Genomic DNA, 12,314 nt, shown 5'->3' with positions numbered 1-12,314 from the left:
AGGCGCGGCGTGCGGCGGGCGGGGCCCGGCGGGCCGACGCCCGTCGGGACGGTCCACGTCGTACGGCACGGGACGGTAGGGCGCCGAGCGCACCGGAATCGCGGCCGTGACCGGGTCCGGCGCGGGCGTCGGGGCCGGGGACCCGCCCGCCGCCGCGGCCTTCTCGGCGGCGGCGACCTGCTCCTGCTGACGCTTCTTGAGGTCCTCGGGGAGCTCGAGCGGCAGGACGGTCCGGGGCGGGTACGGCAGCCGGCCGCGGACGACGACCATGCCGCGCAGCAGCAGCCGCAGCGCCGCGTCGAGCTGCGCCGTGGAGGCCTGCGGACCGGTCGCGACCCCGTAGACCATCCAGCGCGGCCCGTCGACACCGACGAACACGGACTGCGCGACGTCGGTGTGGGCGTGCAGCTCGAGGCCCCACTCCCCCTCGGTCCGCCGCACCGTGGCGCCGCCGTCGCGCAGCGACGCCTCGATCTCCGACGCCAGCGTCGGCCACAGCTCCTCGGAGCGCGGCGCCGCGAGCGCACTGACCGACAGTTTGCCCTGCGGCACCATCACGTGGACGGCCTGCATCGTGCCCGACGGCGGGACGGTGAGGTCGACGTTGCCGTCGGCCGGGACGCGGATCCGGACGGCGCCGAAATCGGTCAGCCCGTCGAGGACGGAGGCCGCCCAGGCCTGGTGCGCGGGCGAGAGGGCGGGCGTCGCCGGGTGGTCGCCCGCGAGCCTGTCGTACTCACGGGGGTCGACGTTGTCCTCGCCGCCCGTGCTCGGCGCCGGACCCTCGACGTCCTCGACGTCGTACGGACCGGGCGCGTCCGGGTCGAACGACGGACGCCGCGGGTCGTCGGCGTGCTCGTCGTCGTAGCCGTCGTCGTACTCGTCGTCGTACGCGTCGTACTCGTCCTCGTACCCGTCGTCGACGCGGTCGTCGAAGTCGTCGTACTCGTCGTCGTAGTCGTAGCGGTCGTCGGCGCGGTCGGCGTACCCGTCACGCTCGGCGGCGGGCGCGGCGGAACGCAGCCCGGTGCGGTCGCGTCGTGCCACTACGCGATCTCCTCGATGGCGTGCTGGGACAGCCGGTCGTGGCCCCCGGTGGAGCCGTAGCCACCGGCTCCGCGGACGGAGCCGGGCAGGACGTCGGTCTCGACGAACCTGACGTGTTCCACTCGTTGAACGACCAACTGGGCTATCCGGTCACCCTTTCTCAGCACGAGATCCTCGCGAAGGTCGTGATTGATCAGACACACCTGGATCTCGCCGCGGTATCCGGCGTCGATGGTGCCCGGGGTGTTGACGACCGACAGCCCCGCGCGCGCGGCCAGCCCGGAGCGCGGGTGCACGAAGCCGGCGTAGCCCACGGGCAGCGCGACGGCGATCCCGGTGCCGACGACGGCCCGCTCCCCCGGCGCCAGCACGACGTCGGCCGTGGTCACCAGGTCGGCCCCGGCGTCGCCGGGACGGGCGTAGGACGGCAGCGGGACATCGGGATCCAGCCGGACGAGAGCCACCTCGAGCGCCGGGCCCACGAGCGGCTCGGGGAACGGCTCGGGCAGCGGCGCGGCGGGGGGCTCGGGCTGGGGAGCGTCGAGGGAGCCGGGCACGACGGCCGAGGCTACCCTCGACGTCCGTGAGCGAGCACCCGTCACCCCCGCCGTCTGCGACGTCCGGCCGTGTTGCGTTCGACGAGCGGTTGTCCGTCCCACTCTGGTCGTACCTGGTGGCGGTCGGCGTCGGGGTCCTGCTGGGTGCCGAGATCCACATGGGCTACCCGGGCGTCCGGTCGTGGATCGGCTACGTCGTGCTGGTGCCGCTGTGCGTGGGCGCCCTGTACTGGCTGGGCCGCACCCAGGTGCGGGTGGCCGACGGCGTGTTCAGCGTCGCCGACGAGTCGGTCCCGCTCGCGCTGGTCGGGCGCACCGACACCGTCGAGCGCCGCGACAAGCAGGTCGCGTTGGGCCCCGAGCTCGACCCGCAGGCGTTCCTCATGCACCGGGCCTGGGTCGGGCCCGTCGTCCGCGTCGAGATCCTCGATCCCGCGTCCGACGTGCCGTACTGGATCGTCAGCACGCGCCATCCCGACCGGCTGCGCGCGGCACTGGCCGCCGGCAACCCCGGATAGGCCTGCCACCGACGACGCGACGGCGCGGTTCGACGACACGGGCCCGGTACCGCTACCCGTGTGGGTTGCGGTACCGGGCCCGTCGTCGTCTCAGGCCGCGCAGTCGCGGCAGATGAACTGGGCTCCGCGGGTCTCGGCCAGCCGGCTGCGGTGGTGGACCAGGAAGCAGCTCGCGCAGGTGAACTCGTCCGCCTGCTTGGGCAACACCTTGACCGTGAGCTCCTCGCCCGACAGGTCCGCCCCGGGCAGCTCGAAGCTCTCCGCAGTGTCCGACTCGTCGACATCGACCGCGGACGACTGCGCCTCGTTGCGACGGGCCTTGAGCTCGTCCAACGAGTCCTCGGCCATGTCGTCGCTCTCGTTGCGACGCGGAGCGTCGTAATCGGTCGCCATCGTTCCCACCCTCAACTTCTGCACTGTGTCTTCGCCGTGCCGCGACAACGTCACGGCAGCGGGGTTTGTGCCCGGTCCCGACGTGACGCCCGTCTCAATCGAGAGCATCACAGCGGCGCCCCCGGTAAACGCCCGACGCGGCACCGGCGCAGCACGGGACTGTCCCCCCGGGGCCGAGAGGGTAGCTCAGGGTGCAAGCCCGTGCCGCGTCGGCCGACCAGTCGTCGCCGAGCGGTTGCACCCCAGGTCGGCACGCGGATGATGCACACGCCTGAGCTCGGTCCGTGACACCCGTCGCGGCGTGGGCGTCGCGGACCGTCGGTGGCACTAGGGTCTGCGCTCGTGGCTGACCAGACCGTCGCGGGGCGGCACCCCGGGGCCGATCCGACGACCGTGGGCCGCTGGCTCGCCGACCGGCTGGGCGAGTCCGCCTGGGCCGACTGCACGCTGGAGATGATCGGGGCCGGCCGGTCGAACCTGACCTACCGGGTGAGCTCGGCGGCCGGAGCGGTCGTCCTGCGCAGGCCCCCCGTCGGCGAGGTCGCGGCCACGGCCCACGACATGGGACGCGAGCGCACGGTCATCTCCGCGCTGCGCGACACCGCCGTCCCGGTGCCCCGCGTCCTCGCGCACTCCGACGGCGGTCCGCCGGTCGACGCGCCCTGCTACGTCATGGACATGGTCGACGGCGTCGTCCCGCTCGCGACGCTGCCCGACGGGTGGGCCGGCGATCCGGCCGACCGTGCCCGCGCGGGCGCCGCGCTCGTCGACGTCCTCGTCGCGCTGCACGCGGTCGACATCGACGCGGTCGGGCTCTCGTCCTTCGGGCGGCCCGACGGCTTCATGGCCCGCCAGGTGCGGCGCTGGGGCGCACAGTGGGACGCCGCTCGCGACAGCGGACTCGACAGCGTCGGGCAGGCCACCGAGGAGTCGCTGACCGCGCTGTCGGCACACCTGGCGGCCGCCGTGCCCACCACGCAGCGCAACACGATCGTCCACGGCGACTACCGCATCGACAACTGCGTCTACGACGCCGCCGACCCCGGTCGCATCCTCGCCGTCCTCGACTGGGAGCTCTCCGCCCTCGGGGACCCGCTGGCCGACCTGGGGCTGATGCTCGTCTACTGGTGCGAGGCCGACGAGCACCCCGTGTGGCGGGCCGCGCAGCGCATCCCGTCGCCCACCCGGCTGCCCGGCTTCCCGACGCGCGCCGGGATCGCCGCGGCCTACGCCGCCGGGTCGGGCCTGGACCTCGCGCCGCTGCCCTGGTACGTCGGGTTCGGGGCGTTCAAGCTCGCCGTCGTCCTCGCGGGGATCCTCGCGCGGGTGCAGGCGGGCTCGGTGCCGGCGGAGATGGCCGACGGCCTCGACGGCGCGGTCGACCCGCTCGTCGCGCTGGGCCACCACGTGCTCGACCACGGGATCGACCGATGACGCCGCGGCCGCTGCGGCCCTACCAGCGACGGCGCACCCGTCCGGTCGCGATCCTGGTGAGCGTGCTCGCCGTGGTCGCGCTCGCCACCTGGACGACGGTGCTGATCACGTCCTCGGGCGGCGCCGGGACCACGTCGTGTCCGGCGCCCGCGGCCGGGACGGCCGGGACCGTCGTCGAGGCCTCGTCGCTGGAGTCGGTGACGCCGGCCGCGGCCGCCGCGTCGAAGGTGCGGGTACTCAACGGTGGCGGCCAGCGCGGGCAGGCCAACCTCGTCGCCGCCCAGCTCGGCGACCTGGGGTTCGCCGAGGCGGGCGCGCCCGGCAACGACCCCCTCTACCCCGACGGCGACCTCGACTGTCGCGGCCAGATCCGCTTCGGCGAGGCGGGTGCCGCCGCCGCGGCCACGCTGGCGATCGTGGTGCCCTGCACCGAGCTGGTGCGCGACGCGCGCGGCGACGACAGCGTCGACCTCGCGGTCGGGACCGCGTTCTCCGACGTCAAACCGAGCTCGACGGCCCGCGACGTGCTCGACCAGCTCGCCAACCCGTCGGTCGGCGACGGGTCCGGCAACGCCGACGAGAGCGGTGCCGGCACGCCGCCGGGTCCCGCGGTCGATCCCGCGCTGCTGCAGAAGGCGCGCGACACCCCCTGCTGAGCGCCGGCCCGCTCCCGGCGAGGCCTGCCCCCGCGGACACCCGTGCCCTCGGACTCAGACCTCGGCCGCGCCGTGCTCACGGACGAGCGCGGCGAGCGCAGCGGCGATGCCGGGCGCGGCGACGAGCACCGCGTCGGCACCGAGACCGTCGTCGGGTGGCGCGGCGCCGGGAGGGCCGGGGACCCGCACGACAGCACCGGCCTCGGCCGCGATCAGTGCCGACGCGGCCCAGTCGTACCAGTTCAGCCCGTGCTCGACGTAGCCGTCGAGCCAGCCGGTGGCGACGGCGCACGCGTCGAGAGCCGACGAGCCGCCGCGGCGCAGGTCCCGCACCCGCGGCAGCATCCCGGCCGCCATCCGCGCCTGCCGGGCTCGGCGCTGCGCGCGGTAGGAGAAGCCGGTGGCGACCAGCGACTGCGCGAGGTCGGTCTCGACGGTGACGCCCAACGGCCGCCCGTCGAGCGTCGCGCCCGCGCCGCGGGCCGCGCTCCACGTCCGCCCCGACACGGGATCGACGACGACCCCCGCCAGGCTGACGCCGTCGCGCACCGCGGCGACCGAGACCGCATACGCGGGCAGGCCGTAGAGGTAGTTGACGGTGCCGTCGATCGGGTCGACGACCCAGCGCGCCCTGGCCGCGTCGCCGCCGTCCTCCTCGCCGAGGACGTGCTCCCCGGGCCGCAGCTCGCCCAGCCGCGTCCGGACCAGCGCCTCGACGGCCTCGTCGGCCGCGGTCACGACGTCGGTGGGCGACGACTTGGTACGCACGGCACCCCGGACGTCCCCACCCCCGTCCCCGTCCGCGGACGACCTCGGCGGCGGCAGCGACCGCAGGTGCTCGGCGGCCTCGCGGGCCACCCGCTCGGCGACGGACCGCAGCACGGCGGGGTCGTCGCCCGCGGCGTCGGCGTCGGGGTCGGGGTCGGCGTCCGGTCGAGCCTGCATGGGCGCAATCCGACCACACCCCTCGGGACACGCGCAGGCTCAGGTCGGGTGCCGCGATCGGACAGGCGGCCCGGGACCGGGTCGACCGCCCCGCTCGTGAGCGATGACCGGGCGTCGGATCGGCGGGCCACGGTCGTGAACGCCGGGCCGCGGTCATCGGCGACGGGCCGGAGTCGTCGGCGACGGGTCGTCGGCGACGGACGCGGGGTCGTGGTGCCGATGGTCGCCGGGCGACCATCGGCACTCACGGGGGCTCGTCGGCGGCCGGGGCGCGCCGGGCCACGCGATGGCACGGGAGACGGCACGGGCGGCGGTAGGGGCCGCGCTCGGGCGCCGGACGCCCGCCCTCGTGGCCTCCTGGCGCAGGAGCGGGCCCGTACGCAGCGCCGATGCGGCGCGGAGCCCGCGGCGGGGACGCCGGCGACGACCCGGCAGGAGCCCTCCGAAAGCGCCACTGGGGGCGCGTCGGCGACCGTCCGGCGCACTGCGACGGCACGCGACGCATGCGACGTGCGAACTCTCGGCGCAGACGTAGTTACAATGACGCGGTACCCCGCCCCGTGAGGCCGGCCGAACCCAGACGAAACGGCGACCCACGACGAAGCGAGGTCATCGACAGTCTCGACATCATGACAGCCGGATCCTCCGTGTCTCCGGCGACGAGCAGAGCGCACGCAGCGAGAGGGCCTAGGTGGCAGCCGCAGACTCCGCAACCCGCACCGACACGACCGTCGACGAGGCGGTGGCGTCGGCTCCGGCCCGCCGGCGCAAGGCGGGAACGACGGGAGCCCCCAAGAAGACCGCGACGAAGTCGACGCGTGCCCGGTCGGGCCCCGCGGCCAAGCCGGCGACGAAGAAGGCCGACGGCGACGCCGACGGCGACGAGGTCGACCTCGAGGGCTCGCCCGAGGCCGGTGAGCTCGAGGACGTCGAGCTCGACGACCTCGAGGTCGACGACGAGCCCGAGACCGCCGACTCGGACGACTCCGACGACGACGATGACGAGGACGACGAGGAGGAGGAGCCGACCAACACCGGCGCGAACCGTCGTGCTCCGACGACCCGTAGCTCGCAGCAGAAGCAGTCGGGCGACTTCGTCTGGGACGAGGAGGAGTCGGAGGCGCTGCGGCAGGCCCGTAAGGACGCCGAGCTCACCGCCTCGGCCGACTCCGTCCGCGCGTACCTGAAGCAGATCGGCAAGGTCGCGCTGCTCAACGCCGAGGAGGAGGTCGAGCTCGCCAAGCGCATCGAGGCCGGCCTCTACGCGGCCGAGCGGCTGCGCCGGGCGATCGAGTCCGGCGAGAAGGTCTCCCCGCAGCTGCGGCGCGACCTGCGCTGGATCGTCCGCGACGGTGAGCGCGCGAAGAACCATCTGCTCGAGGCCAACCTGCGTCTCGTCGTGTCGCTGGCCAAGCGCTACACGGGTCGCGGCATGGCGTTCCTGGACCTGATCCAGGAGGGCAACCTCGGCCTGATCCGTGCGGTCGAGAAGTTCGACTACACCAAGGGCTACAAGTTCTCGACGTACGCGACGTGGTGGATCCGCCAGGCCATCACCCGCGCGATGGCCGACCAGGCCCGCACCATCCGCATTCCGGTGCACATGGTCGAGGTCATCAACAAGCTCGGTCGCATCCAGCGCGAGCTGCTCCAGGACCTGGGCCGCGAGCCCACCCCGGAGGAGCTGGCCAAGGAGATGGACATCACCCCGGAGAAGGTGCTGGAGATCCAGCAGTACGCCCGGGAGCCCATCTCGCTCGACCAGACCATCGGCGACGAGGGCGACAGCCAGCTCGGCGACTTCATCGAGGACTCGGAGGCCGTCGTCGCGGTCGACGCGGTGAGCTTCACGCTGCTGCAGGACCAGCTGCAGTCGGTGCTGGCCACCCTGTCCGAGCGTGAGGCGGGTGTCGTCCGGCTGCGCTTCGGTCTGACCGACGGCCAGCCGCGCACGCTCGACGAGATCGGCCAGGTCTACGGCGTGACCCGCGAGCGGATCCGCCAGATCGAGTCGAAGACGATGTCGAAGCTGCGGCACCCGTCGCGGTCCCAGGTGCTGCGGGACTACCTGGACTGACGGTCCGCACCGACCACGACGAAGGCCCCGAGTCGCCCCCGCGGCTCGGGGCCTTCGCGACGTCGGCCGGTCGCGGGCCGAGGACGGCTGCGGGGTGCGGCGCCGGTCCGGAACCGGATCTCGTCCTCGTCCGCCGGGCGGGCAGCGGGGACGAGCTCGACCCCGGTGTCGTGCGGACGATGTGCTGCCTGCGGTCGACGGCCAGTGGCACCCGCGCCGTGGTCTACCGGTCGGGGCGGTGCCAGGGAATCGTCGGCGTCGTCGACTTCCTGACCGACGCGGTGCCCGCGGGCCGACCGGGGGTGGGAGGCCGACGGCGTGTTCCGGCCCGTCGAGCCGCACCTGCCGCGGGCCGAGCTGCTCGCCGATCCCGATCTGCGGCCTGTCTTCGCCCACCTGCAGAGCAGACGCCGGCTGCCCGGGCTCGCCCGGAGCAGGCTCGGCGCGCTGCTTCCCGATCTCCCGCGCCTCGGAACCGCCCGCTGAGCCGACGCCTGGCACGCGTCGGCCCCGGCCGCACGGGGCGACCGGGGCCGACGACCCCCCACGGGACTCAGGCGGGCGACATCGGGACGCCCATACCCGGGTCGACCTGGTGCGGGCCGTTCTTGCCTGGCCGCACGTCGAAGTCGAAGATCGCGGTCGGGATGTAGACCGTCGAGCAGGAGTTCGGGATGTCGACGACACCCGAGAGGCGGCCCTCGATCGGCGCCGCACCCAGGATCATGTACGCCTGGATGGGGCTGTAGCCGAACTTGGTCAGGTAGTCGATCGCGTGCAGGCAGGCCCGCTGGTACGACAGGTGCGAGTCGAGGTAGCGCTGCTCGCCGCCGAGGGTCACCGACGTGCCGGAGAAGGCCAGCCACTCGCTGTACTGCGGGTCGGTGTTGCCCGGCATGAAGATCGCGTTCTCGGAGACCCCGTACGTCGCCATGCCGCCCTTGATGACGTCGACGTGCAGGTCCATGAACCCGCCCATCTCGATGGCGCCGCAGAACGTGATCTCGCCGTCGCCCTGGGAGAAGTGCAGGTCCCCCATGGACAGCTTCCCGCCCTCGACGAACACCGGGTAGAAGATCCGGGTCCCCTTGGTCAGGTTCTTGATGTCCTGGTTGCCGCCGTTCTCCCGCGGCGGCGCGGTGCGGGCGGCCTCGCCGGCGACCCGGTCGAAGTCGGCGCCCGAGAGGCTGCCGAGGATGGCCGAGTCGGGCAGCGGCGGCAGGGCCAGCGGCGGGACGCGGTTCGGGTCGGTGTCGATGAGCGCCTGTTCGCGCGCGTTCCACTTCGCGAGCAGATCGGCCGAGGGCGCGGTACCCATCAGACCGGGGTGCACGATGCCGGTGAAGGAGACCCCGGGGACGTGCCGCGACGTCGCCTTGCCGCCCTGGAAGTCCCAGATCACCTTGTAGGCGTCCGGGAACTGCTCGGTGAGGAACCCGCCGCCGTTGCGGGTGGCGAACACGCCGGTGTAGCCCCAGCCCTGGCCGGCGAGCGGACCGGAGTCCTCCTGCGGGATCGGACCGACGTCGAGGATGTCGACGATCAGCAGGTCACCCGGCTCGGCGCCCTCGACCGCGAGGGGTCCGCTGAGCACGTGCACGCCCGCCAGCGGTGCGTTCAGGATGTCGTCGGCGGAGTCGTCGTTGACGATCGCGCCGTCGAACCATTCGCGGCAGTGCACCCGGAACGAGTCGCCGGGCTTGACCTGCACCTGCGCCGGGATGTCCGGGTGCCACCGGTTGTGACCGACGATCTGCTGTTCGGTGAACTTCTTGTTCGAGTCGAGCGGGAAGACGACTTCGGGCATGACGCTCTCCTGCGGTGCGTACGGACAGGGACGTGACAACCAGGGCGTACCGATGAGGTGGTGCGGTCACGGCGGTGCGCGACCGCCGGGTGTGCCGGCGCCGGGGCGCCGCGCGGTCAGACGGCCGCGGCGGACGGGGTCCCGGAGGGTGCGGGTGTTGCGGTCCCCTTGGGGCGCAACGGGACGTAGATCGCGGCGAAGACGACGATGCCGGCGATCGCGGCGACCCAGGCGATCAAGGTGGCGTTACGGCCCCAGAAGCCGAGCAGCAGCACGGCTGCCGGGAGCGCGCCGGTGGCCCAGCCCTGGATCGCGGCGACGGCGCCGGTGTAGCGGCCCAGCCCTTCCATCCCGCGGCCCAGGACCAGGAAGAACAGCAACCAGAGGAACGCCCAGTAGAGCCAGATGACGCCGAAGACGGGATCGCCGAGGCGCATGAAGTTCACCAGCGAGTACGCGACCGCGGCGACGGCGACGAACAGCGAGAAGTAGCCGAGTCCGGTGCCGTCGAGGTTGAAGAACAGGTTGCACGCCACGTACAGATAGGTGAAGCCGAACAGGTAGAGCCCCGATGCGTTGAGCACGATCACCGGGTCGCCCGCGGCGGTGAAGATCAGGAACGTCGGGGTGATGACCTGCAGGATCCCGACGAACAGGTTGAGCGGCGCCGCGGAGCGGGCCTCCACCCAGCCGAGCAGCATGGCGCCGTTGAGGAACAGCACGGCGCCCACGTAGATCAGTCCGACGGCCGCCATGTCACGGCCTCGGCAGCCGGCGCAGCGCCGGGTTCGGCGGGGCGAGCGGGGTACGCCGGTGGGCCGGCCGCGGGGGCGGCGCGGAGACGACGGCGGGAGTCTCGGCCGTCGCCGCGGTCCGGTCGAGCAGCGCGACGGCGGCGCGGGGCGCGAGGCCCAGCATCGGTGCCGTGTACTCGCGTGTCGACGGCCGGGCGCACCCCGGGCACGGCGCCGTGCCGGGTGCGGTGCCGATCGGTGCGCTCAGGTCGAACGAACCGTGGCTGCCGCAGCGGTATCGATAGGTCGCCACCGGTCACTCCTTCCACGTCGTTGTGGGGCACCGGAAGGACACACGCTCGCGATGCCCGTGGCCGGAAATAATTTCTCCGGAAACTACGGGCTGTGACGGCTGCTGTCAACGGTCGGCCGGACGGGCCGCGGGGACCCCCGCGCACGTGCGCGAACCGCCAGGTCAGAGTTCCTGGATGACGTCCCAGCGCAGCCCGTCGGCGACCGCCAGGAACACCCGCTGCTGCAGGTGCCGGTTGCGCACGACGACCGTCCCCCGCGGGCTCTCGTAGGCCAGCCCCTCCGACACCGAGGTCACCGACCCGACCTCGGCGGAGTGCGCGCGACGCATCAGCGCGACGAGCAGCCGGACGCCCTCGTAGCAGGACTCGCCCAGGCTGTTGAGCACCGGCGCGTCGGGCCCGAAGCGGCGGAAGTAGGCGGCCGCGAAGTCGAGACCGGGCGTCGTCCCGAGGTCCTCGAAGTAGCCGGCGGAGGTGAGCAGCCCGCGCGTGTTCGACGCCCCCGACGCCAGCAGCACGTTCTCGTCGATGAGCGAGCTGAAGCGCAGGATGTCGCGGTCCATGCCGCGGGCGCTGAACGCGCGGTTGAAGCACACCGCGTCGTCGCCGATCAGCAGCATCAGCACGGCCTCGCAGCCGCTGGCCTCGACGCGGCCCAGCGCCCCGTCGAAGTCCGTCGTCCCCAGCGGGACGTACATCTCGTCGCAGACGGTGCCGCCGATCGACCGCAGGTGGTCCGCGGCGATCCGCGCCGAGCGACGGGGCCAGATGTAGTCGTCGCCGACGATGGTCCAGCGCCGCACGCCGACGGTGCCGGCGAACCAGTCGAGCGTCGGTCCCAGCTGGAGGTCGGGCGTCTCGCCGGTCAGGAACACCCCCGGGCGGTGCTCGCCGCCCTCGTAGAGCGCCGTGTAGGCGTAGGGGACGCGCCCCCCGATGCGCGGCGCGACCGCCTCCCGCACGGCGGAGATGTGCCAGCCGGTCACGGCGTCGATCGCGTTGGCCCGGATCAGGGCGTCGACCTCGGTGGCGACGACCTCCGGTGCCGCTCCCCCGTCGACCGGCACGAGCCGCAGCTCGCGGCCCAGCACGCCGCCCTCGGCGTTGATCTCCTCGGCCGCGAGCTCGGCGCAGCTCTCGCAGGAAGGCCCGAAGATGCCGGCCGGTCCCTGCAGCGGGACGACCAGCGCCATGGTGAGGACGTCGGGATCGGCCGACGGCGGCACCGTCAGTCGCGGCGACGCCTCGTGAATGGGCATGTGACGACGCTAGCGACACCGTGCGGCACGGTGTTACTCCGATCGTGCGGTTAGTATCCAGGGATGGCCCCTCGCCTCGACCCCGATGACGAGATCGACGACGAGACCCTCCGTCTCCTCGCACTCGTGGGACGGTCCGCCGAGCAGCGGCTGGAGGAGGCCCTGAAGGCCCACGGCGCCGACATCGAGCAGTGGCGGATCCTGTCGCTGCTCGCCGAGCGCGGCGGCTGCCCGATGAACGTCGTCGCCGAGCACGCGATGATGCTCGCGCCCAAGCTGAGCAAGCTCGTCGACCGCATGGTGTCGGCCAACCTGGTGCTGCGCCGCGCCGACGAGCTCGACCGCCGCCGGGTGCTGATCGCGGCGTCGCCGCGCGGTAAGCAGGCCCTCGCCGTCTGGGACGAGGCCGCGGCCGGCGTCAGGCGCGAGTTCTCCCGCATCCTCGGACCCGACGCCGCCGTGTTCGACGAGCTGCTGGGCCGGCTGCGCCGGGGCCTGCAGGTGCCGGGCGCCGAGGCCGCCGCGTCCGTCCTCGCCGACCCGGCCTGACCCCGGTCCCGCCCGGCCCGGGGG

At 73.5% G+C, this 12,314-nt stretch carries 14 protein-coding genes; 6 read left to right on the top strand and 8 right to left on the bottom strand.

Features of this window, described 5'->3' with window-relative positions; all coding sequences use genetic code 11:
* Both PSD17_RS15130 and dut read right to left on the bottom strand, forming a co-directional pair.
* Positions 1–1,047, bottom strand: a 1,047-nt coding sequence (locus PSD17_RS15130; RefSeq protein WP_339123040.1) for a DUF3710 domain-containing protein, incomplete at its 3' end; no start/stop codon positions are given.
* Positions 1,047–1,556 carry a dUTP diphosphatase gene (gene dut / locus PSD17_RS15125; protein ID WP_049803687.1) on the bottom strand — a complete coding sequence of 170 codons (510 nt, stop codon included), beginning with the start codon at positions 1,554–1,556 and terminating at the stop codon, positions 1,047–1,049. The genes PSD17_RS15130 and dut, both read right to left, overlap by 1 nt.
* A 74-nt stretch (positions 1,557–1,630) precedes the next feature.
* On the opposite strand from dut, the gene PSD17_RS15120 reads away from it, so the two are divergent.
* Positions 1,631–2,122 carry a DUF3093 domain-containing protein gene (locus PSD17_RS15120; protein ID WP_339123039.1) on the top strand — a complete coding sequence of 164 codons (492 nt, stop codon included), beginning with the start codon at positions 1,631–1,633 and terminating at the stop codon, positions 2,120–2,122.
* 90 nt (positions 2,123–2,212) lie between these two features.
* Here PSD17_RS15120 and PSD17_RS15115 read toward each other — a convergent pair whose 3' ends face one another.
* The gene (locus PSD17_RS15115; protein WP_013675177.1) at positions 2,213–2,515 is read right to left on the bottom strand and encodes a DUF4193 domain-containing protein; all 303 of its coding nucleotides are present in this window, start codon (positions 2,513–2,515) and stop codon (positions 2,213–2,215) included.
* 342 nt (positions 2,516–2,857) lie between these two features.
* Between PSD17_RS15115 and PSD17_RS15110 the strand changes: the two genes are divergently transcribed.
* Positions 2,858–3,949 (top strand): phosphotransferase family protein, encoded by a 1,092-nt coding sequence (locus PSD17_RS15110; RefSeq protein ID WP_339123036.1) that lies wholly within the window; start codon positions 2,858–2,860, stop codon positions 3,947–3,949.
* A complete protein-coding gene (cei, locus tag PSD17_RS15105; protein WP_339123034.1) occupies positions 3,946–4,605 on the top strand; it encodes an envelope integrity protein Cei in 660 nt (219 codons plus the stop codon). Before PSD17_RS15110 ends, cei begins: the two co-directional genes overlap by 4 nt.
* Positions 4,606–4,659: 54 nt before the next feature.
* On the opposite strand, the gene PSD17_RS15100 is transcribed toward cei, so the two are convergent.
* A complete protein-coding gene (locus PSD17_RS15100; protein ID WP_339123031.1) occupies positions 4,660–5,550 on the bottom strand; it encodes an inositol monophosphatase family protein in 891 nt (296 codons plus the stop codon).
* Positions 5,551–6,241: 691 nt separating this feature from the next.
* On the opposite strand from PSD17_RS15100, the gene PSD17_RS15095 reads away from it, so the two are divergent.
* Together PSD17_RS15095 and PSD17_RS15090 are read left to right on the top strand one after the other, a co-directional pair.
* On the top strand, positions 6,242–7,627 hold the full coding sequence (locus PSD17_RS15095; RefSeq protein WP_013675173.1) for an RNA polymerase sigma factor: 1,386 nt from the start codon (positions 6,242–6,244) through the stop codon (positions 7,625–7,627).
* A gap of 318 nt (positions 7,628–7,945) precedes the next feature.
* Entirely contained in the window at positions 7,946–8,113 is a 168-nt protein-coding gene (locus PSD17_RS15090) for a hypothetical protein (protein ID WP_339123029.1), read from the top strand.
* Positions 8,114–8,180: 67 nt separating this feature from the next.
* Here the strand turns inward: PSD17_RS15090 and fmdA are convergent, their stop codons facing one another.
* The 4 genes from fmdA to PSD17_RS15070 form a co-directional block, all read right to left on the bottom strand.
* Positions 8,181–9,434 carry a formamidase gene (gene fmdA / locus PSD17_RS15085; RefSeq protein WP_013675171.1) on the bottom strand — a complete coding sequence of 418 codons (1,254 nt, stop codon included), beginning with the start codon at positions 9,432–9,434 and terminating at the stop codon, positions 8,181–8,183.
* A gap of 116 nt (positions 9,435–9,550) precedes the next feature.
* Positions 9,551–10,189, bottom strand: a complete 639-nt coding sequence (locus PSD17_RS15080) for an AmiS/UreI family transporter (protein ID WP_013675170.1) — start codon at positions 10,187–10,189, stop codon at positions 9,551–9,553.
* 1 nt (position 10,190) lies between these two features.
* A complete protein-coding gene (locus PSD17_RS15075) occupies positions 10,191–10,481 on the bottom strand; it encodes a hypothetical protein (RefSeq protein WP_013675169.1) in 291 nt (96 codons plus the stop codon).
* A gap of 162 nt (positions 10,482–10,643) precedes the next feature.
* Positions 10,644–11,741: a substrate-binding domain-containing protein gene (locus PSD17_RS15070; protein ID WP_013675168.1), complete on the bottom strand. Its 1,098-nt coding sequence runs from the start codon at positions 11,739–11,741 to the stop codon at positions 10,644–10,646.
* Positions 11,742–11,804: 63 nt separating this feature from the next.
* Between PSD17_RS15070 and PSD17_RS15065 the strand changes: the two genes are divergently transcribed.
* Positions 11,805–12,290 (top strand): MarR family winged helix-turn-helix transcriptional regulator, encoded by a 486-nt coding sequence (locus PSD17_RS15065; protein ID WP_013675167.1) that lies wholly within the window; start codon positions 11,805–11,807, stop codon positions 12,288–12,290.
* Positions 12,291–12,314: the final 24 nt, after the last annotated feature.

This window comes from Pseudonocardia sp. D17 (genome assembly GCF_036984265.1).
In the GTDB taxonomy this organism is placed as follows: domain Bacteria; phylum Actinomycetota; class Actinomycetes; order Mycobacteriales; family Pseudonocardiaceae; genus Pseudonocardia; species Pseudonocardia benzenivorans.
The sequence above is the reverse complement of the archived record's forward strand: the minus strand, read 5'-3'. Positions and strand labels throughout refer to the sequence as shown.

Excerpts from the sequence above, each read along its gene's own strand:
- fmdA (WP_013675171.1), bottom strand. The coding sequence starts at position 9,434 with ATGCCCGAAGTCGTCTTCCCGCTCGACTCGAACAAGAAGTTCACCGAA.
- PSD17_RS15065 (WP_013675167.1), top strand. The coding sequence starts at position 11,805 with ATGGCCCCTCGCCTCGACCCCGATGACGAGATCGACGACGAGACCCTC.
- PSD17_RS15080 (WP_013675170.1), bottom strand. The coding sequence starts at position 10,189 with ATGGCGGCCGTCGGACTGATCTACGTGGGCGCCGTGCTGTTCCTCAAC.
- PSD17_RS15100 (WP_339123031.1), bottom strand. The coding sequence starts at position 5,550 with ATGCAGGCTCGACCGGACGCCGACCCCGACCCCGACGCCGACGCCGCG.
- cei (WP_339123034.1), top strand. The coding sequence starts at position 3,946 with ATGACGCCGCGGCCGCTGCGGCCCTACCAGCGACGGCGCACCCGTCCG.
- PSD17_RS15070 (WP_013675168.1), bottom strand. The coding sequence starts at position 11,741 with ATGCCCATTCACGAGGCGTCGCCGCGACTGACGGTGCCGCCGTCGGCC.
- PSD17_RS15115 (WP_013675177.1), bottom strand. The coding sequence starts at position 2,515 with ATGGCGACCGATTACGACGCTCCGCGTCGCAACGAGAGCGACGACATG.